Origin of the sequence: Duncaniella sp. B8 (assembly GCF_005304985.1) — a bacterium.
Classification (GTDB): domain Bacteria; phylum Bacteroidota; class Bacteroidia; order Bacteroidales; family Muribaculaceae; genus Duncaniella; species Duncaniella muris.
In genome coordinates, this window is record NZ_CP040121.1 from 2,679,981 (window position 1) to 2,700,093 (window position 20,113).

Genomic DNA, 20,113 nt, shown 5'->3' on the forward strand with positions numbered 1-20,113 from the left:
CGGGAATGAAAAAGGCTCTGTTTGTCCTGACTCTGTTTTCAAGCATCGGATTTTTTAATCCGATGCAGATTTTTTCGCCCCAGTTGACGAAGCTGATGTTCTATCTGTGTATCTGCATGTGTGCTTTGCTGGCTGTGACTGACGGCCGCTCACTCCGGGGTATTGATTATCCGAGGAAGAGCTATTGGCTGTTTATGCTGATGATTGCGGTTTCAACTGTTTCGGCGACAGCTTTTCACCCGCAGTCTTATTCGGTTACACTCATGTCGACTTTGCCGTATTTTTTAGGATATTTCTTTTTCTGGATAATGTTGAAGCTGGCTTTGCCGGAAAGATTTATTCTGAAATGGATGTTTATCGGTTGTCTGCTGGCCGTGCCGGTATATTTCATAAATCTTTTCAGTTTCCCTAATGTGATTTTCGGGGAGGAATTTAACCTTGATACTTCAAGAGGCATGCTGCGTGTCCCGGTGTTTTTCTTGGAGATAATGGCCTTTTTTCTGTTCTATGGTATCAATCAGCTACTGCTTGGCCGCGGGCGCAAGAATTTATGGATAATGATCTGTGGAGTTTGTACACTGATGATTTTCATGTCTGTGGTCCGTCAGGTTATTTTGTATTCAATGGTGCTCTGCATTCTGTTCCTGCTGAAAAGATCATCCTGGACAAAAAAACTTATGGTTGTTGCGGCCGGTATTATTGTTGTTGTATATGTCCTGCCGATGATTCCGGCTTATAATACAATGCTGGAACTTTCAGGTGATCAGCTTGAGGAGAATGAAGAAAAAGAGAATGTCAGAATTGGAGCCTGGCGTTATTATACGTTTGAAAATCAGACAAACGGGCTTACTCCGATTATCGGTAATGGCTCTCCGTCATTTGGCAATAGTGTCTGGGGAAATGTATTTGATGACGCGATCGAGGACAATGGATATTTATATGCCGATGTGGCTTGGGCCGGTATCATTTATCTTTTCGGATGGACAGGATTTGCCGCTTTGCTGATACTGATACTCAAAGCTGTGTTTAAACGAAAAACTCCTGAGCGGGAGTACCTTACTTACTGGTTCGTTTTTATCTTCCTTTGTGGCATCGGATCAGGCGTGTTTATCTATTATAATTCGATCATCAGTATAATGATCGGCCTTTATTTAGTTTTTGGGACGAATGAAAAAAACAGCGATAATAATCCTCAACTACAACAACCCGTCTGATACCATTGCCTGCATAAAGAGCGTGGAGCGGTATAATACAGCTCCTGTAAAGTATGTCATAGTAGACAACGGATCAACAGACGGCGTTTCTGTCCCTGAAATAGACGCATTCCTGTCAGGCGCTTTTGCCGGAGGGTATAAGTGTGTACAGGAGACCGATGCAGTGTCCGGCATTCTTCCGTATGTTACATTTCTGACAAGTCTGTCGAATGACGGTTACGCGCGAGGCAATAACAAGGGAATAGCATTGACCGCAGATGATGACGAAATTGACCGTCTGATGATCCTGAATAATGATATTCTTTTTATCGAGGATATAATACCTGCGTTGAAGGAGGCTCAGGACAATCTTCCGGCCTGTGCGATCATAAGTCCGTTACTTATGAACGGCAAAGGTTCCGGCATCGACTGGAATTGTGCCCGAAAAGATACAACCATTGGTTCATGGGTTAAAAATAATTTCCTGGCTCCGTATTACTGGTTGTGCAAAAAGAGTGTCTACGAAATTTATCGGGAGTCACTTTTGCTTTATAAGAAGGAAGAGCCTTATCCTGAATTCATGCCGATCGAACTTCCGTCTGGATCCTGTATGCTTGTAAAGAAAGACGTCTTTGCAGCGATAGGTAATTTTGATCCGGCGACATTCCTTTATTATGAGGAAAATATACTTTACCGGAAACTATTGAAACTTAAGCTTGGTAACTATATAGCCACCGGCTTGCGCTGTGTCCATCTGGGTGCTGCTACAATGGCTAAATCGCCGTCAAAAATTGTAGCCCAGGCAGCAAAGGCGAGCCGCTCATACTATGTAAGGACTTATCTCGATTCTCCGTGGTGGCAGCGGGCCTTGTTGAGTGTGAGTGATGCCTGGCTTCAAGGGTTCGTCTTTTTTAAAAGTATAGTAAAAAAATGATTGCATAATGAAATTGTCTGTAATCACCCCCGTCTATAATAGAGCCGATTGTGTTCTCCGGTGTCTGGAGAGCGTCGCTTTACAGATTGGCTGTGGAAGAAATATCGAACATGTGGTTGTTGATGACGGCTCAAAAGACAATACCGCAGAGTTGATCAGGACTTTCGCTGATGGCAAACCACATGTGAAGACCGTGTTTTTTGATCAGAACCGAGGCACAAATGCGGCCCGTAACGCAGCGGTCAGTCAAGCGACGGGTGATTATTGTGTGATACTCGACAGTGACGATTATTTTACACCGGATGCCTGCGATGTCATACTGAATGCGATAGAATCGTTTCATGATGCACGGTATTTTATGTTCACGCGCGATGATCGCACAGAGGAGTTCGACAGCCGCTATGGACAGGGTGCTATTGTTAGATACGGCTATAGCGATGTGCTTAATGGTGAAGTGGCAGGAGACTACATACATGTCATTCCTCGAAATTTACTTGAAAAATATCCGTTTGACGAGGGACTGAAGATATATGAATCACTTATCATCCAGCAGATTTATCGAGAGGTAGGGGAGATGGTATTCATGAACAAGACCATTGTGATAGCAGAGAGAAATCGCTCCGACAGTGTCACATGGAACTCGTTGCGGACAAATGAAAAGGCTATCTCCAGAAAACTTCAGGCGGTTATGATGGAACTGAAATTATTTGGCGATGACTATCTTGGCATAGGCAATCGGAAATATGTCGACAGCCTATATTTTAATATTGTGGACAATGCCGTTTTGATGAACGATTACCGATTGGCAAAAAAATATATTCCGTCACTGGCCGGTTGGCGTAAATTCCTGATGCGCGTGATAGTCATAGGCCGTCTGGGGACGATATACGGTAGATGTCTCAATAGATATCTGAATTTTAAATATCGCTCATATGGCATCGAGGTGAAAAAATGACCGTTGAAAAACGTGAACTGTAAAATATCTATTGACCGTGAAAACTATGGATAAAGGAAAATCAGTGCTTTATAATCTGGCCGCAACTCAACCTATGAGTGGCACAATGCGTCATGGCGGCGGCATATATGGTGAGATCGTATTGCGGAAGATTATAGAACTCAGACGGAATGTGACGGTTGCATATGATTCGCGGTGTTGGCTCAATCCGGAAATGATAGCCCTTTGTGAAAACAATTCTGTTGAGCTTGTCGATATATCTCAATGCGGTTTTCAGTCTGTGATTGACAGCCGTCGGATTGATATTTTTTATTCGCCACAGCCTTTGGATGAATTGTATAGGCTGGAAAACTGCGAACTGGTTGTGACCATCCATGATCTTCGCTCTATAGAATTGACATTGGACCGAAAAATGTTCTGGCGATATAAGATGCAGCTCTCCATGCAGTTGAAAAATTTGCTTGAGATATTGTCACCATCATTTATTCGCCGTCATCGTTATCGTAAAAACGAAAATTTCATACGCAAGCCTAATTTGCGTTTTGCGGTTGTCTCTAATCACTCATTAGGATCTGTAAATCTGTTTTTCCCTGAATCGGTCGAGAAGGATATTCCGGTGTTCTATTCTCCGTCAACATCGCTTGATTTAGTAGACAGCCGTAAAGAAGCTCCCGATTTTTATCTCCTTGTAAGTGCCAACCGATGGGAAAAAAATTGTCTTAGAGCCATTATGGCTTTGGATCAGCTTTTTTCAGAAGGGCGCCTGCCTGGAAAGCGTGTGGTCATTACCGGCGTCAAATCTGCTGATTACTTTAGATATAAAATCAAAAATGCGGGATTCTTTGATTTTAGAGGCTATGTCAGTGATGAAGAGTTGAACCAGCTCTATCACGATGCCTACTGTTTCATTTATCCTTCGCTGAATGAAGGATTCGGCTATCCGCCGTTGGAAGCCATGCGCTATGGAGTTCCCGTCCTGGCATCTCCATTTTCATCAATAAGCGAGGTTTGTGGTGATGCGGTGTTGTATTTCAATCCTTTCAGCCTTGATGAAATCAAAATCCGCATTATCCAGCTTGAAAATAAGGTGCTTTATGAACGCCAAAGGGCAAAAAGCCTGGAACGATATGATTTTATCACCGCATGTCAGAAAGAGGATCTGGAGAAATTTGTGAGATTCATATATAATGGCCCTCTTATATAGGTGTTATACATTCAAGCCTGTTTTGTGCTTGTTTAACAGCAATAAAAAAGCGTTGGGATCAATTTCCCAACGCTTTTAATGCTTTCTTGTTAAGCTTCACCTTGTATTTCTTTCTCAGAGCCTTGATCCATTCGCTTTCGAGTAGCTGCTGATAGTCTGAGGCTACAGTTCCACGGACATCATTAGCCTCTTCGGGAGTGTCGATTACGCGGCCGGCATATCCGAACCAGGCAGTCCATCTGCCGGGTGCTTCCGGTCGTTCGCCGTTGAAAGCCACATTATCGACGATCGCATTTTCGCCCTTTCCGGTGACAACTTTTTCAATCTTGATGTTCCTGCCGTAGTTGGCGCGCATGACAGATACAAGTGAGTCATTTTCTACCTGATTTGCGGCAAGATATTTCTGAGCTTCGCCGGCAATGGAGTCATTTGTTGCAAAGATGACATAGCCTTTGTAGTGAGGTTTGTCCCATGTGTATTTCGCACGGTTGGCTGAGAAAAATTTCTGAAGACCTTCGGTGTCGGAAGCTGAGCGCTCCCATACATTACGGTTGCTGATTTCAAACAGCAATATGCCATCGCGATACTCATTTGTGAGGTTGCGGTATTCACTGTTGTTTTCCGCAAGGTTCTTTCGTGTTTCCTCTACAACTGTCTCGTTGATCTTGTTTTCAAGGCCTGAGTTTAATACTGTGAATGCGTCATTTGCTCCTTCCAGTACGTTTGAGGGGATGTAGTTTATGACATCTCCAATGCTTATGACGCGTTTTCCAACAGTGGCGATCAATGAGTTGTCAGCCTGAAGTGATCTCAGTTGCTCGGCAGGTGAGTCGCCAGTCATTCTGGATCTTGCCTGCATGAGGCCTGTAGAGTCAATCTTGACTCCCAGTTCGGCTTTCAGCTGTGCCATCCGTTCGGTTTCAGGCATCACTGAGCGCATGTCACGGCTGATTGCTGCCTTTATGCGTTCTGATTCTTCGGCCAGAGAGCCGATGCCGCGATGGGCTAAAGTCTGCACGATGTGATAGCCATATGCGGTTTTGAATGGAGCGGATATGCCTCCGTCTTTAAGACCGAACGCTGCGTCTTCAAACTCTTTTACCATTTCGCCGGGACCAAACCATCCGAGTCGGCCGCCATTGGCTGCCGATCCGGGGTCTTCGCTCTCAGCACGAGCGATCGCATCAAAATCACCTCCGCTGGCCAGCAGATTGTAAATCGAATCAATCTGTGCTTTTTTTGCAGTTCCTTCTTCCTCCGAGAGGCCATTGGTCAGTTTAAGGATATGGCGTGCCTCGACTTTTCCCGGATTGGGGCGTTCATCTTCAACGCGGATGATATGGAATCCGAAAGGAGCATCTTCTATCACAGGCGATATTTCACCTACCGGAGTTTCCCAGGCGGTTTTTTCAAATGGATAAGGATAGCTGTTGACATTGATGTAGCCCATTGATCCATTGTTTACACGGGCAGAGCGATCTGATGAATATCTGACAGCCATTTCTCCGAAATCAGCCGAACCGTTTACGATCGCTGTGCGGATGCTGTCGATTTTCATCCTGTTTGCCTCTTTCTCATCGTAAGTCGAGCCAAGGGGGAGCATGATGTGGCTGACTTTACGAGATGTGGCCATACGGGCATAAGCTTCTTCGATAAGACGTTTTTCAACAATAGAGTCACGAAGATACGGACGCGACAACTCCGCGCAATAACCGTTGAATTCTTTGGTGAAAGCATCGGTCTGATGCAGGCCCGCGGCTTCTGCATCGGCAACCTTAAGCTTGTAGACGATAAACATTTCAATGTATTCGTCAATGCTCTGAGGGGCCAGTTGCTGGAGATTATTCTTATGGTACAGATATTCGAATTCGCTTTGCCGGACATCTTTCCCGTTAATCGTCATGAGCACGGGATCTGCGTTTTTGCTCGCTGAGGCCGACAGTATCGCAGCACAAGCCAGAGCTGAAATTATGAATGGCTTTTTTTTCATTGCGTTTGATTATAGGTCAGATACTATGTAGTATGCACCGGTTATATTGTATAGTACTTTTAAGTAACGGATATCAGGCGTGATTATTGCATATCCGGAGGTTGGCCTGGCCTAAAAAAACTCCGGCAAAAGGATCTATAAACCTAATGCCGGAGTGCTGTTTTTGCAAGGATGATGTCGTTTATCTTGCCGATGCGCTATAGTTGGGGGCTTCGGATGTTATAGCCACATCGTGGGGATGGCTTTCTGCCACACCTGCATTTGTGATGCGGGTGAATTTGGCTTCGTGGAGGCGTTCGATGTCAGGCGCTCCGCAATAACCCATACCTGCACGCAGACCTCCGAGCATCTGATAGACAACTTCGTAGAGCAGGCCTTTGTATGGCACACGTGCTGCAATGCCTTCCGGCACGAGCTTCTTTGCATCTGTTTCGTTTGCTTGGAAGTAACGGTCTTTCGAGCCCTTTTCCATAGCTTCGAGCGAGCCCATGCCGCGATATGATTTGTATTTACGTCCGTTGTAGATGATGGTGTCGCCAGGCGATTCCTCAACGCCGGCAAGCATTCCGCCAAGCATTACGCTATAGGCGCCTGCGGCCAATGCTTTTACAATATCGCCTGAGTAGCGGATGCCGCCGTCGGCGATCAGGGGAACGCCTGTGCCCTTGAGAGCTTTCGCTACATCATAAACAGCGCTGAGCTGAGGCACACCTACACCGGCTATTACGCGGGTGGTGCAGATAGAGCCCGGACCGATGCCTACTTTCACGCCATCGGCGCCATTCTCTACAAGATATTTGGCGGCATCGCCTGTTGCGATATTGCCTACAACTACATCAATATGCGGATATTTCTCTTTGACAGCTTTAAGTACTCCTACTACTCCGCGGCTGTGGCCGTGGGCTGTGTCAATGACGATAGCATCTACTCCGGCCTCAACAAGAGCATCAACACGGTCCATAGAGTCACCGGTCACGCCTACACCTGCGGCAACGCGCAGACGGCCGAGTTTGTCTTTGCAGGCATTGGGCTTGTCTTTGGCTTTGGTAATGTCTTTATAGGTAACAAGACCGACAAGGCGGTTGTCTGAGTCGACCACCGGGAGTTTTTCGATCTTATGCTGCTGAAGTATGCGGGCAGCTTCTTCAAGGTTGGTTGACTGGTTGGTCACAACCAAATCGTCTTTAGTCATGACCTCGTCTATCGGGCGAAGAGGATTCTGCTCGAAGCGGAGGTCGCGGTTGGTGACAATGCCGACAAGTTTGCGGTCTTCATCGACAACAGGAATTCCGCCGATATGATACTCTTTCATCATGTTGAGGGCATCAGCGACAGTGCTGCCGCGACGAATGGTGACAGGGTCGTAGATCATGCCGTTTTCAGCACGTTTGACAGCGTGGACCTGACGGGCCTGCTCGGCGATCGACATATTCTTGTGGATAACACCGATGCCGCCTTCACGTGCTATGGCAATAGCCAAGGCTGCCTCGGTGACGGTGTCCATAGCGGCCGACACAAGGGGTACGTTCAGCGTAATGTTGCGGGAAAATCGGGTGGAAAGGTTCACTTCGCGCGGAAGCACTTCCGAATAAGCCGGAATAAGGAGGACATCATCGAATGTCAGTCCGTCCATTTTTACTCGATCAGCAATAAATGACATATAACGATTAAAATTTATTGCGTGCAAAGTTAATCAAAATTTTCCATTCAACTGATAATGTCCGGCCAAAAATATTTGTGCTTTCACCAATATTATTTACTTTTGCATTATGGATGTGCCGGTCAGTGGCATGTCTTGATTGTCGAGATACGACCTCGTCGGATCTGCTCCAGAGTCCTTAACGTTAAGAGTGTTATTAAACAACGACCTCTAAAAATACATTTCAATATGAAAATCGCTGTAATTGGTGCCGGTGCAATGGGTGGAGCTGTAGCTTCAGGTCTATGTGCCGCCGGGTGTGATTATAAAATTACGGTATCAAACCCTTCGCCTGGTCCTTTGAAGCCGTTAAAGGAAATGGGCATTGCGGTTACGTCAGACAACACAGTTGCTGTGCGCGATGCGGATATTGTGATCCTTGCGGTAAAGCCGTGGATAATTGAGTCGGTCATCGCAGAAATCAGACCTGTTCTCGATTATAACCGTCAGGCTGTGGCTGCGATTGTGGCAGGTGTGCCAGGGGCGCAATTGTGTGAATGGTTTTTGAAAGATTCCGAATTGCCTCAACTTATGATTGTCATGCCGAATACTGCAATGGAAGTTGGATCGTCAATGACCTTTATAGTTCCGGTTAATGCCGGTGAAGCATCGGTAAGCGCAGTGGAAGGCATATTCAATAGTCTTGGCACTTCAATGGTGATTGACGAGGCTCATCTGCCTGCGGCGACAGCTTTGGCTTCATGCGGCATCGCTTATGCCATGCGCTATGTCAGAGCGTCTGTTGAAGGCGGGGTAGAACTCGGTTTTAAAGCTTCACAGGCGCAGCAGATTGTCCTTGAGACACTCAAGGGGGCGGTGGCCTTGCTCCAGCGCCCCGGTTCACATCCGGAGAGTGAGATTGACAAAGTCACCACTCCCGGTGGACTGACAATCCGCGGACTGAATGAAATGGAACATGCCGGATTCACATCCTCTGTGGTCAGAGGGCTGAAAGCCTGCGTGAAGTGAAAAAAGAAAAGCATCAGATTCAATGAATAACGATATTGCAGATTCGCGCCGGATTGTGGTCAAGGTTGGAAGCAACGTGCTGACCCGCTCAGACGGCAAACCGAATGTCACAAACCTCTCGTCGCTCGTTGACCAGATCGCGGCCTTGCGTGGTCTCGGCCATGAGGTCATACTTGTTTCGAGTGGAGCAGTGGCCTGTGGCCGCGGGGTTTTGAAACCGCAGCGACAACTCGATGCTGTGGCCCAGCGTCAGCTTTATTCCTCGATAGGGCAGATACGTTTGATAAATCTTTACAACAGCCTTTTTTCGGAATATGGCTATGTGGTGGGGCAGGTGCTCACGCAGAAGGAAAATTTCGGCTCGCGTGAGTCATATCTCAATCAGCGCGCATGTATGCAGACAATGTTGGAAAACGGAGTCATACCGATTGTTAATGAAAATGACACGGCTTCTCTGACAGAACTGATGTTTACAGACAATGACGAACTTTCGGGGCTGATTGCGGCGATGATGGGTGCTGACGTGTTGATAATTTTATCTAATGTTGATGGCATTTATGACGGCTCACCTTCAGATCCTGCATCCAGACTAATTGAAAAGGTTGCGGCCGGAACAGATCTAAGTTCCTGTGTCGTATCCTCTAAAAGTGGTTTTGGCCGTGGCGGCATGGGGACAAAGTGTGGCATAGCCCGTAAACTTTCCGAAGAGGGTGTCACGGTTTATATAGCACGTGGAGACAGAGCGGATGTGCTTGTGGATCTGATCTGCCGTCCGCAGACTGTTCCCCACACCGAGTTTGAAGCTTGCCCGCAGACCGTCAGCAATATCAAGCGCTGGATAGCCCATAGCGGAAGTTTTGCCAAAGGTGTTATCCGGGTTGACGACAAGGCTGCCTCAATTCTTCGGAGCGACAAGGCTGTCAGCCTGCTTCCTGTCGGAGCTGTGTCGGCTGACGGTGACTGGGAGGAGGGCGACATTGTGACCTTGCTGACTGAAGCTGGTGAAACAATAGGCTATGGACGTGCCGCCGTTTCAGGTGCCGATGCAAAGAAAATGGCAGGCCGCCGTGGTGGCAGACCGCTTGTGCATTATGACTATCTTTTTATTGAATGAGCGGACTGATATCCGGATTCCGTCTCATAGTTTACATAATAGGTGCTTATGACAGAAGATTATAATGAAATATTCCGCCGGGTGAAAGATGCATCGCGGACAATTCCGTCACTGACTGACCGGGAACGGTCTGAAATCCTATGCAAGATTGCAGGTGAGATCGAAGAGTGTCAGGAACTGCTTCTTGCCGCCAATCAGAAAGACCTTGACCGTATGGACAGAACAAATCCTCTCTATGACCGCCTGCAGCTTAGTCCTGAAAGACTCGGTTCCATAGCGTCAGATATGCGGAATGTTGCGTCACTCTCATCTCCGCTTGGCGAGGAGATCGAGAGACGTACCCTACCGAACGGGTTGCTGATACGGCGTGTGCGTGTGCCGTTCGGAGTGATAGGCGTGATCTATGAAGCCAGGCCAAATGTCACATTTGACGTGTTCTCTCTGTGTTTTAAAAGTGGGAATGCCTGTGTGCTTAAAGGGGGGCGTGATGCAGAAAATTCAAATGAAGCAATAGTCTCACTGATCCGTCGGGTGCTTTCTGGCAATAACATTTCCCCCGATATTATCTCGCTTCTTCCTTCTACTCATGATGCTACCGGCGCGTTGCTGAATGCTGTCGGCTATGTGGATGTCTGTATTCCACGCGGAGGCCGCCGGCTTATAGATTTTGTCCGTGACAACGCGCGTGTGCCTGTGATTGAGACCGGAGCAGGGGTGGTCAGTGCGTATTTTGATAAATCCGGTGACCTGAAAATGGGATGTGATATAATAGCCAACGCCAAGACGCGCCGTGTGAGCGTGTGCAATGCGCTTGACACTTTGATTATCCACCGCGATCGTCTTTCAGATCTTCCGGTTTTGTGTGAGCGCCTTGCATTGAAGAATGTGCATATATATGCCGATGCCGAATCAATGTCTGTTTTGCGCGGATCCTATCCCGAATCCTTGCTGTCTCCGGCCGGCTGTGATACTTATGCGACCGAGTGGATGGATTATAAAATGGGTGTGAAAACTGTTGCTGATCTCAATGAGGCGATCAGGCATATTGCCGTCTATGGGTCCGGGCATAGTGAATGTATAATAACGGATGACGGCTCTGTGGCCGACAGATTTCAGCAGGAGGTCGATGCAGCATGTGTCTACGTCAATGCCCCGACCAGTTTTACTGACGGCGCGCAGTTCGGGCTTGGGGCTGAAATCGGCATCAGTACCCAGAAACTCGGACCGCGCGGACCTATGGGATTGCGGGAAATCACAACTTATCGTTATATGATCAACGGTAACGGTCAAGTGCGCCCCTGAGGGAGTAAAGAGGGCGTTGAAATGTGCAATTCCCTAAAATGCGGTTATTTCCGGCAGATCTGAAATAAACAGACGGCTGCGTTCCCAAATCGGAATACGCAGCTGTCTGTACTATCAGTTATTTATCGAAATTTTGCTTTGTCAGATCATTGAAGCGATTACATCTTTGATCTTCTGTGCAAGAGCGTCTGCCTCAGCCATTGTGGCAGCTTCACTATAGATGCGGATGATAGGTTCGGTATTGGACTTGCGAAGGTGAACCCACGAATCCTCAAAGTCGATCTTCACGCCGTCAATATCAGTGATCTGCTCGCCTGCGAATTTTTCCTTGACAGCTGCAAGGATTGCATCGACGTTGATTTCCGGAGTGAGTTCCATTTTGTTTTTGGCGATCTCATAAGCCGGGTAAGTCTTCTTAAGTTCGCTCACCTTCTTGCCGCTTTTGGCAAGGAGGGTAAGGAAGAGGGCTACGCCTACCAATGCGTCACGGCCATAGTGTGCTGCGGGATAGATGACACCGCCGTTGCCTTCGCCGCCGATGACAGCGCCTGTCTCTTTCATCTTTGTAGTTACATTGACCTCTCCGACTGCCGCTGCGGAATATTCACATCCGTGACGGTGTGTGACATCGCGTAATGCTCTTGAAGAACTGAGATTGGAGACTGTTGAACCCGGTGTGTGGGCGAGCACATAGTCAGCTATCGAGACAAGAGTATATTCTTCGACAAACATTTCTCCGTTCTCCATGACAATTGCAAGACGGTCCACGTCAGGATCGACAACGAAACCTACGTCAGCCACACCTTTGGCCATCAGTCCTGAGATCTCAGTCAGATTCTGAGGTATGGGTTCCGGTGTGTGGGCAAATTTGCCGTTGGGCTCACAGTTGAGTTCAACAATGTTTTTCACTCCGAGTGCGCGGAGTAGCTGGGGGATAACCACACCACCTACGGAGTTGACAGCGTCAACAGCCACTGTAAAGTTAGCTTTGCGGATAGCCTCCACATCAACAAGATCAAGTGCAAGCACCTGCTCTATATGGCGAAGATTATATGTATTGTTGGTGTATTCATGGCCGAGGTCATCGACTTCCGCGAAGGTGTAGGCTTCTTCTTCAGCTATGCGGAGCACCTCTTTGCCTTGCGCGTCATTCAGAAATTCTCCGTTTTCATTGAGAAGTTTCAGCGCGTTCCACTGTTTGGGATTGTGGCTTGCGGTAAGAATTATTCCGCCGCAGGCTTTTTCTGCGACAACCGCGATTTCAGTTGTCGGGGTGGAGGCCGGACCGATGTTGATCACATCGAAACCCATTGCGGTCAGAGTGCCGACAACTATGTCATTGACCATTTTGCCACTGAGGCGGGCGTCGCGGCCGACTACGATAGTGCGGTTTGTGCGGCTTGTGTTTGCTGCGATGAATGTTGCGTAAGCGGCGGTGAATTTTACAATGTCAAGTGGAGAGAGGCCGGTGCCGGGAGCTCCTCCGATTGTACCGCGGATTCCTGAAATGCTCTTGATGAGTGACATGAGTGCTATTAGATCATTGATTTATAATAAGTGATAGTGTAGAGGTAAGGGACAACGTATGACATATCGGTTTCCGGACCGGCTTGCGATTTGATTACGATGTTCACCTTTGAGTTGTAGCCAAGGAAATAGAGCGGGCGCTGGATGCCTGTTCCGTATTGGGTTGACTCGCTCACACTTGTATTTTCGAAAAGGAAAAATGTCGACTGGGAATTCATTGAGTCCGCATTGCCGGAGCCGATTAGAGTGTTGTCAGCTCCGACCACATAGTAGAACAGATTGTATCTGGTAAAGCGGAAGTAGACGCGGTCGTTTTTCTTTGGTTTTTCATCGGTACCGACAGAAATGACCTGCATGTAGACGTTTGAGTCATCGTCGATCCGATAATAAGGAGCGTCTTTTGACGGATCTTTTTCAAGAGAAGCCATTATCTCTACGATGGCCTGTTCGTAAGCGGCTTCGTCAGCTGCTGTCTGGCCTGATTCCTCATACATTTTTTCTGCGATGTCACGGCGGGAAATGAAAACTGAATCAGAAGGAACGTAATTGACCACGTGGTGGCGTACCAGAAAGTCGTTGACTACATAATTTTCATCAGCGAGAAGTTCTGCATAACTTTTTGAATCATCGCAGGAACTTGTCAGAAATGCAAGTGCGATAATGGCGAATATGGGGAAAATTAACTTTTTCATTGAAGATATTTGTCGTAAGTTGGAATAATTTCAAGTAGTTTCTGAAGTGCCTTGTCAAGAGGTCCGTTAAATTCGCCTCCGGCGGCATTTGTGTGCCCTCCGCCTCCGAAATGCTCTTCGCAGATGCGGCTGACTGAAAACTCTCCTTTGCTGCGCATTGAAACTTTCACGCAGTTTTTTGCATCTTCGCGCAGAAACACGGAGTAGGTGACCTCAGGCATTGAAAGCGGGATATTTACAAGTCCTTCGGTATCTCCTTTTGAATAGCCGAATTCTTTCAACTCATCCTCGCTGAGCATGATTACAGCGGCCCGGTGTGGCTGGAGAATCTGCATGCGGTATTGTGCAAACCCCATGATCCTGATCCTTGATTCGGATGATGTGTTCATCACAAGTTTATAGAGATTGTCTTTGTCAATCCCTTTGCGCATCAGGTCATGGATGATGAGATATAGATCGGGATCATTTGAATTGTAGGAGAAATTGCCGGTATCGGTCATCATGCCGGTATAGATGCAAGCGGCCGAGTTTCTGGTGAGATGACGTGTCCAGCCTGCTTGCCACATGAAGATATAAAGCAGGGCTGAAGTCGAAGATATTTCAGGGCGTGAAATTACTATCTCACCTTCTATCCGGGGATCAAGATGGTGGTCGATCACAACCTTTTTTGCCGGAGATTTGCTTATGGCATCAGACAATCGGTCGACCCGTGTAATGTCATTGAAGTCAAGACAGAATATGAGGTCGGCATCGGCAATCAGGTCATGGACGCGGTCTCCGTTGCGGGTAGCGGCAACTATTTCGCGTACGCCGGGCAGGAATTGCAGGCTTCGCGGAGCGCAGTCAGCTGTGACTACAGTTGCGTTTTTCCCAAGGGCCTTTAGGATGAACCAAAGTGCGCATGATGAGCCTAAGGCATCTCCATCAGGGCTTACGTGACAGGTGATGACAATGTTGCGAGAGGCCAATACGAATTGTTTGACCCGGTCGACAACCGCCGGATCAAGTTCTGTGAAAAAACGTGAATGTCTCTTGAATTCTGCCATAATGGTTGCAAAATTACAAAAAAATGACGGATTTTCAGTCTTGCGAAACGCTAAATATCATTTATTGTATTTTCAAGATTTTATTTTTTGGTAAAATCAGCAGGAAGCGGGCGCCTTTGGTGTAAGTTGTGTCCAGAATGACATCACCTCCAAGTATTCTTGCAAGCAAGCGCGAGATGGTCAGGCCAAGCCCTGCTCCTTGTGTCTCCTTGTCGAGTTTTACGAAGCGTTCGAAGATCAAATCTTTCTTATCGGCCTTTATGCCTATTCCGGTATCCGTTACGCTGAATGTCACTGTCTCTTTCTCGCTGTCAACGCTGTAAGCGAGCGTGATGCTTCCTTTCGGAGTGAATTTTGCAGCGTTAGTGAGCAGGTTCAGTAATATCTGGTGGACGCGTTGAGGGTCGGTAAACAGACATATGTAAGGCGAAGCTGTGTCAAACATGAGGGCTACGTCCGGACTGAGGCGGTGGCGCACGCCGTCAAGCACCATCGTACAGAGCGGACGCAGTTCGACCGGGCGGTTATGGACTGGTACGGACTCGCTGTCTATTTCAGAGATATGTAGCACATCATTTATGATTGTTGACAATAGTTCGCTGTTGAGTTCCACCAGTGAAGAGAAGCGTTCAAGATATTTCTTGTTTGAGGCATCAGAGCAATCTGTGATTAATTTGCAGTATTCATTGATGGCTTTGAGCGGAGCTTTGACTTCATAACTCATGTTTTTGATGAAGTCGGTTTTCATATAATTGGCTTTCTTGGCTTCATCACGGGCTTTGAGCAGATCTGATTTTGACTTTTCAAGATGGCTGCTTTCTGCTCTCAGTGCGCGGTTGCTCTTGTCAAGTGTGCGGGCGAGTTTCCGATTGTTGCGATAGAGTCTGAAAAGAATCACTACGGAGATCAGCAATATGAATATTGCGACAGCTGCAATCGCAACTATCATATACATGCTTTCAGCTTCGGCATTCTGTTTTTCAAGTTGGAGTTTGTCATAACTGTTGCGCATTTCGTATGAGTCATAAATGACCTGTAGCTCTTTATATTTCTCGTCGAGGCGTTCGCTCAGATATGATTCGAGCTTCTTGTTGTAGCGGCGCGAGGCTTCAAGCAGTGTCTCTTTATCATTGACGGCTTCGGCGCACTCGATTTCATTTCGCAGGAGCTGCATGAGTCTATAAGAACTGTTAGTCACATAGGGTGTATTGATGCAGTGCTTTATGTGTTCCAAGGCTTGCGCATAGTTCTTGATCGCCATGTTGTAGAAAATCTGTGGGCCGGGGTAATTTCTGTTTGTTTCTGCAACCTCCGGATTTTTAGCCACAAGCTGCATGGCGAGCTTATAGTACTTTTCTAATTCGGGCTGACTCAGTTTTGTGTGGTTTGACAGTATCCGCTGATAGATGACATAGCGAGAAGAGTCATAGTTGCGGAAATACCGCCCGCGGTCTTTATATTGTTTTTCCAATTGGCGGATTGCCTCCAGTGTCTTTCTGTCACATTGATATGCTTTTTCAAACTGGTTGGCCTGACTGTAGATAAGTGCGGCATGTACGTAATAGGCGTTATGAAGAGATATCGCTGATGCCGGCAACTGCTGGATCAGGGTGTCAAGCTTATCGACATAGCGGGTCAGCATGGCGTCGGAACCGGTGCGCGAGAGCATGGTGCAGATGGAGTGTAGCAATACAGCCTGATCGTATATATCTGTAGGTTGGTTAAGTGTATGCGTATTGATCAACTCCTGAAGCAATTCACGCCGTTTGGCTTCTGACGCGTGATTGGCCCGATGTATGTTTCGGGCAAAGCGCAGGAAAGTGCGGGTCTCTTTCAACTCGTCAGATGATGCGCGGTAGGGGCTGTCAACAGTCGGAGTGGGACCGTCATGATAGCTGAGGGTTTTGTTATATAGCTCCATCAGCATGGAGTCGTTAGCCAAATAGCGGTTGGCGAGTTGGCGGAGTATGTTGAGAGCGGCGCTGCTGTTGCCTGCACGGTTGGCGACATCGAATAGTTCCAGACCAAGCAGATTGCCATTGGCTCGTGGAAGCACGTCATATAGATTTTCCATGATCCAGAGAGAGTCTGCCGGGGTTTCGGCCTTAGACAGGCAAATGTAGAGAGAGTCGGCTATTTGTTTCTGAGTCTCCTCGGTGGTCGCGGTGCTGCGGACGGACAGAAGAAGAAACAGGCATGCAAGAAATATGTATTTTGTGCTCATGACGGTAGGAATGGTCGAGTGGTGGCGGTTTGTCGATTTTGATAGCTGCCGTGCCTGTCAGCTGTCAAGTCCCAGACCTGGGCGCTTGACAACGGTAATTATTTCATCCGGAGTGTTGACGATGTTGTCGGCGTGGTGGTCGCGCAGTTCTTTCACAGACCGGAATCCCCAGCTTACTCCGCATGAATCCACGCAGGCCCTGCGTGCGGTCTCCATATCGACTCCGGAATCACCCACGTATAATACTTTCGACTTTCGGGTCGGACATTTGGCCAGGATCTCAAAAACAATCGAAGGATCTGGCTTTGTCGGCACGCCTTCTTTCTGGCCTTCTACAGCACACCAGTTGATATCAGGGAAATAGTGACGGATCAGAGACACGACTGCTGCCTGGTATTTGTTTGATGCAACGGCTAATTTAAGCCCCATTGATTCGAGTTCTTTAAGCAGTTCAGGGATGCCGGGATAGGGTTTGGTCAGATCGGTTTTGTGCTCGTTGTAATATTCAGTGAATTTCTCAAGGACCTTGGCCACGGTTTCCGGTGTCTTGTCGTCTTCCGGCAGTGAGCGCTCAATCAGGCGCGTGATTCCGTTGCCGACAAATTTTGTGTATGAACTGAGATTGTGTTCTGGGTAGCCGAAAGATCTGAGCGCATAATTGGTTGCGGCACCAAGATCGGATATGGTGTCAAGCAGAGTTCCGTCGAGATCGAAAATGACGAGCTGTTTCATGCTGTTTGGTGATATGTTGATATTGACCGGGATTATCCGGTTTGTAATTGTCTGTTGAATGAGATGTCAGAATGGATAGCCTACGGCAAAATGGAATGTGGCGTCACGGTGCCAGTTCGGGTGGACTATGGGCCATCGTTCCTGGCCGGTTGCGGGGTTGTGGGCTTTCATGCCGAGGTCAAGACGCAAGAGGAAGTAAGTGAAGTCGAAGCGCAGGCCTAAGCCATAAGCGGCAGCGATCTGTTTCCAGAATGTGTCGAGATGGAACATGCCTCCCGGCTGGTTTTCGTAGTTGCGTATTGTCCATATGTTTCCGGCATCTACAAAGACTCCACCTTCAATTACCCAGAAAAGTTTGGAACGGTATTCGAGACTCAGATCAAGGCGGATGTCACCACACTGGTTGATGAAGTCAGTCACTGAATTGCGTGAGTCATAACTTCCGGGACCGAGTGTGCGGACTCCCCATCCTCTGACGCCGTTGGCTCCTCCTGCATAGAAGCGTTTTTCGAATGGTAGGACTGTCGAATTGCCGTAAGGCACACCAATGCCGGCTCCGGCGTGGAATGCGAGTGAGTGGCGCTGGTTGAAGTTGCGGGTGATAGCATAGTCCACCTCTCCTTTTACATATTGGGAATAGTTTATGCCGAACACATTGTAGGAACCGTTGTCTTTCCTTGCGTTTGAGAGTGATGAGATGGCATAAAGGAGGTTGCCGGCGGTTTCTACAGAAGCACGGAGGGTGTAGACTCTCGGCTGGAGAGTGTATTTTCGCAGCAGAGACGACGGTATCCTCTTGTTGGTGTAATAATAGCGGTATGCCATGCTCATGATGAAATGGTCCTCATAGCTGTAGCGCAGCAGTGGATTGTCAGGAGCTATCTGGTCAAGAAAGTCAAGAGTGCTTTCAGGCAGATAGACGTAATTGATGTCTATCAGGTCGAAATTGTGGCGTCGCGTGTTGTTGCGGTTTACCCATTTGTATTTCCATGCTGCGCCGGCTATTATTCGGGTGTATTCCGGCCGTTCCTGATAATTGAATGAGAGGGCGAACTCTGTGTCGACATTGAGTTTGTGTTTGACGCTCTGAGAGGCGAAGGGGAATTCAAATTTCGGGAAGGTAATGCCGATTTCTCCTGCATATTCTGTGTAACGGTCGTTGATCAGGCCGTTGAACTTGCCTGAAAGGCTTTCGTAATTCATGCGCAGGCGGGCTGTCAGAAGCTGAGACCCCTTGGCGAGATTGCGGTGCTGGTATGTGGCTCCAAGCCCGAAGCCGAAATCACCTTCCGAGTTTGTGCCTTCGACGTCGAATGTGACTGACTGTTTTTTGCTTCGTGCAAGCAGGATGTAGGCATCCAGTTCATGCCGCCCGTTTTCGCTCCCGGTCGGAACTAATTCGATGTTTATTGATTTCAGTATGCCTAGCCTGGCGAGGGCTTCGTATGTACGGTCTACATCCGAGGCCCGGTAGAGGCTGCCGGGAGTTATAAAGCATTTTTGCTGTAGGATTCCCGGTTTCAGATAATGGTCTTTGCCGTAGATGACAGTGATGTCTTTATAGACAACAGTGTCACCTGCGATATCTGATGATGAGTTGTAGCCGGAATTGCTTGTAACGAAATATACCTTGTTTATATAATATATATTGTGATTTGTCGTGCTGTCGGCTGGCTGTGGTTTGTTGGCTGAGTTTCTGGGAGCCCGGACTGTAAGGGTGAGATCTACATCCTTATTGAATTCAGATGTATCGGCATAGAAAGTGATATATTCCTTGTTGAAGGAATAATATCCGTGCTCGCGGAGTCTTTGGGTGATAAGTGCGCGTTCGGAATCAAGATTGTCGCGGTCAAAGCGATCGCCAGGATGGATTGAGAACTGGGCGGAGTCGGCAAGAATCAGTTTTCTGACTGCTGAATCGGGAATTTCATGGCGAATAATCGCAATGCGTCTGGGCTCACCGGTGTTAATTTTATAGGCGACCTTGATTTTCTTTTCAGCCGGCATCATCATGGTGTCAGCAGTTACTTCTGCTTCAAGATAGCCACGGTTCACAAGAGCGAGCCTGAGTTGCCTTACAGATGCGTCGGTAAGCGATTGAGAATATATGACCGGAGCCTGCCCCATGCGACGCACCCAGCGGTTATACCATTTTGTCGAGTCTTTGCCTGACAGGTTATAGGTGCCTAACTGGAGTTTCCAGAAGCCTAACACCTCATGGTTCGGCGACTGTTTCAAATAGTTTATCAGATCATGGCTACTTACGGATTTATCGCCGGAAATCTCAATGCTGACATCGTCGAGCATGTATTTGCCGCGTGGCACATGACGGGTCGCACTGCAACTCCACAAGGTAATGAGAGCACACAGCGAGACAATGGTCATCAGGATTTGCGATTTTCTACGCATATTAGTGTACAAAATTACATTTCCCTGCTCAAATAACCAAGCCGAAGGCTTAAAATCGCAGTCAGCGCAGGCTGCTTAACCCGCCGGGAGCGATAAAAACATACAGTTTAATATTTAATTGCG

General features: G+C 47.7%; 15 protein-coding genes. 7 read left to right on the forward strand and 8 right to left on the reverse strand.

Features of this window, described 5'->3' with window-relative positions; all coding sequences use genetic code 11:
- Window positions 1–5 precede the first annotated feature (5 nt).
- Genes FDZ78_RS11325 through FDZ78_RS11340 form a run of 4 tightly spaced genes read left to right on the forward strand, consistent with a single transcriptional unit; the run spans window position 6 to window position 4,286 of the window.
- Window positions 6–1,214 (forward strand): hypothetical protein, encoded by a 1,209-nt coding sequence (locus FDZ78_RS11325; RefSeq protein ID WP_136408578.1) that lies wholly within the window; start codon window positions 6–8, stop codon window positions 1,212–1,214.
- Window positions 1,168–2,127: a glycosyltransferase family 2 protein gene (locus tag FDZ78_RS11330; protein ID WP_107031559.1), complete on the forward strand. Its 960-nt coding sequence runs from the start codon at window positions 1,168–1,170 to the stop codon at window positions 2,125–2,127. The genes FDZ78_RS11325 and FDZ78_RS11330 overlap by 47 nt, the downstream gene beginning before the upstream one ends.
- A 7-nt stretch (window positions 2,128–2,134) precedes the next feature.
- A complete protein-coding gene (locus FDZ78_RS11335; RefSeq protein WP_124075541.1) occupies window positions 2,135–3,082 on the forward strand; it encodes a glycosyltransferase family 2 protein in 948 nt (315 codons plus the stop codon).
- 46 nt (window positions 3,083–3,128) lie between these two features.
- Entirely contained in the window at window positions 3,129–4,286 is a 1,158-nt protein-coding gene (locus tag FDZ78_RS11340; protein WP_136408579.1) for a glycosyltransferase family 1 protein, read from the forward strand.
- 58 nt (window positions 4,287–4,344) lie between these two features.
- Here the strand turns inward: FDZ78_RS11340 and FDZ78_RS11345 are convergent, their stop codons facing one another.
- Window positions 4,345–6,276 carry a peptidylprolyl isomerase gene (locus tag FDZ78_RS11345; protein WP_124075542.1) on the reverse strand — a complete coding sequence of 644 codons (1,932 nt, stop codon included), beginning with the start codon at window positions 6,274–6,276 and terminating at the stop codon, window positions 4,345–4,347.
- A gap of 181 nt (window positions 6,277–6,457) precedes the next feature.
- Window positions 6,458–7,936, reverse strand: a complete 1,479-nt coding sequence (guaB, locus tag FDZ78_RS11350; protein WP_107031563.1) for an IMP dehydrogenase — start codon at window positions 7,934–7,936, stop codon at window positions 6,458–6,460.
- A 228-nt stretch (window positions 7,937–8,164) separates the two neighbouring features.
- Here guaB and FDZ78_RS11355 point away from each other — a divergent pair, with 228 nt between their 5' ends.
- From FDZ78_RS11355 to FDZ78_RS11365, 3 genes are read left to right on the forward strand one after another with little or no spacing between them, the layout of a single operon-like run.
- A complete protein-coding gene (locus FDZ78_RS11355; protein ID WP_124075543.1) occupies window positions 8,165–8,944 on the forward strand; it encodes a pyrroline-5-carboxylate reductase in 780 nt (259 codons plus the stop codon).
- A gap of 22 nt (window positions 8,945–8,966) precedes the next feature.
- The gene (gene proB / locus FDZ78_RS11360) at window positions 8,967–10,058 is read left to right on the forward strand and encodes a glutamate 5-kinase (RefSeq protein ID WP_107031565.1); all 1,092 of its coding nucleotides are present in this window, start codon (window positions 8,967–8,969) and stop codon (window positions 10,056–10,058) included.
- 48 nt (window positions 10,059–10,106) lie between these two features.
- Window positions 10,107–11,360 (forward strand): glutamate-5-semialdehyde dehydrogenase, encoded by a 1,254-nt coding sequence (locus FDZ78_RS11365; RefSeq protein WP_123399744.1) that lies wholly within the window; start codon window positions 10,107–10,109, stop codon window positions 11,358–11,360.
- A gap of 141 nt (window positions 11,361–11,501) precedes the next feature.
- Here FDZ78_RS11365 and glmM read toward each other — a convergent pair whose 3' ends face one another.
- From glmM to FDZ78_RS11395, 6 genes are all read right to left on the reverse strand, one after another.
- Window positions 11,502–12,887, reverse strand: coding sequence for a phosphoglucosamine mutase (gene glmM / locus FDZ78_RS11370; protein WP_107031567.1), 1,386 nt, complete (start codon window positions 12,885–12,887; stop codon window positions 11,502–11,504).
- 8 nt (window positions 12,888–12,895) lie between these two features.
- Window positions 12,896–13,579 carry a DUF4827 family protein gene (locus FDZ78_RS11375; protein ID WP_107031568.1) on the reverse strand — a complete coding sequence of 228 codons (684 nt, stop codon included), beginning with the start codon at window positions 13,577–13,579 and terminating at the stop codon, window positions 12,896–12,898.
- On the reverse strand, window positions 13,576–14,625 hold the full coding sequence (locus FDZ78_RS11380; protein ID WP_123399746.1) for a bifunctional oligoribonuclease/PAP phosphatase NrnA: 1,050 nt from the start codon (window positions 14,623–14,625) through the stop codon (window positions 13,576–13,578). Before FDZ78_RS11380 ends, FDZ78_RS11375 begins: the two co-directional genes overlap by 4 nt.
- A gap of 61 nt (window positions 14,626–14,686) precedes the next feature.
- Window positions 14,687–16,849, reverse strand: a complete 2,163-nt coding sequence (locus tag FDZ78_RS11385) for a HAMP domain-containing sensor histidine kinase (protein WP_136408580.1) — start codon at window positions 16,847–16,849, stop codon at window positions 14,687–14,689.
- A gap of 57 nt (window positions 16,850–16,906) precedes the next feature.
- Window positions 16,907–17,581 carry an HAD family hydrolase gene (locus FDZ78_RS11390; protein WP_107031571.1) on the reverse strand — a complete coding sequence of 225 codons (675 nt, stop codon included), beginning with the start codon at window positions 17,579–17,581 and terminating at the stop codon, window positions 16,907–16,909.
- Between the two features lie 66 nt (window positions 17,582–17,647).
- Complete coding sequence (locus tag FDZ78_RS11395) at window positions 17,648–19,990, reverse strand: BamA/TamA family outer membrane protein (RefSeq protein WP_240740266.1); 2,343 nt, start codon at window positions 19,988–19,990, stop codon at window positions 17,648–17,650.
- Window positions 19,991–20,113: the final 123 nt, after the last annotated feature.

What these genes read in the sequence shown, in the direction of transcription:
- FDZ78_RS11325 (WP_136408578.1), top strand. Translation starts at nt 6, where the DNA reads ATGAAAAAGGCTCTGTTTGTCCTGACTCTGTTTTCAAGCATCGGATTT.
- FDZ78_RS11330 (WP_107031559.1), top strand. Translation starts at nt 1,168, where the DNA reads ATGAAAAAAACAGCGATAATAATCCTCAACTACAACAACCCGTCTGAT.
- FDZ78_RS11335 (WP_124075541.1), top strand. Translation starts at nt 2,135, where the DNA reads ATGAAATTGTCTGTAATCACCCCCGTCTATAATAGAGCCGATTGTGTT.
- FDZ78_RS11340 (WP_136408579.1), top strand. Translation starts at nt 3,129, where the DNA reads ATGGATAAAGGAAAATCAGTGCTTTATAATCTGGCCGCAACTCAACCT.
- FDZ78_RS11345 (WP_124075542.1), bottom strand. Translation starts at nt 6,276, where the DNA reads ATGAAAAAAAAGCCATTCATAATTTCAGCTCTGGCTTGTGCTGCGATA.
- guaB (WP_107031563.1), bottom strand. Translation starts at nt 7,936, where the DNA reads ATGTCATTTATTGCTGATCGAGTAAAAATGGACGGACTGACATTCGAT.
- FDZ78_RS11355 (WP_124075543.1), top strand. Translation starts at nt 8,165, where the DNA reads ATGAAAATCGCTGTAATTGGTGCCGGTGCAATGGGTGGAGCTGTAGCT.
- proB (WP_107031565.1), top strand. Translation starts at nt 8,967, where the DNA reads ATGAATAACGATATTGCAGATTCGCGCCGGATTGTGGTCAAGGTTGGA.
- FDZ78_RS11365 (WP_123399744.1), top strand. Translation starts at nt 10,107, where the DNA reads ATGACAGAAGATTATAATGAAATATTCCGCCGGGTGAAAGATGCATCG.
- glmM (WP_107031567.1), bottom strand. Translation starts at nt 12,887, where the DNA reads ATGTCACTCATCAAGAGCATTTCAGGAATCCGCGGTACAATCGGAGGA.
- FDZ78_RS11375 (WP_107031568.1), bottom strand. Translation starts at nt 13,579, where the DNA reads ATGAAAAAGTTAATTTTCCCCATATTCGCCATTATCGCACTTGCATTT.
- FDZ78_RS11380 (WP_123399746.1), bottom strand. Translation starts at nt 14,625, where the DNA reads ATGGCAGAATTCAAGAGACATTCACGTTTTTTCACAGAACTTGATCCG.
- FDZ78_RS11385 (WP_136408580.1), bottom strand. Translation starts at nt 16,849, where the DNA reads ATGAGCACAAAATACATATTTCTTGCATGCCTGTTTCTTCTTCTGTCC.
- FDZ78_RS11390 (WP_107031571.1), bottom strand. Translation starts at nt 17,581, where the DNA reads ATGAAACAGCTCGTCATTTTCGATCTCGACGGAACTCTGCTTGACACC.
- FDZ78_RS11395 (WP_240740266.1), bottom strand. Translation starts at nt 19,990, where the DNA reads ATGCGTAGAAAATCGCAAATCCTGATGACCATTGTCTCGCTGTGTGCT.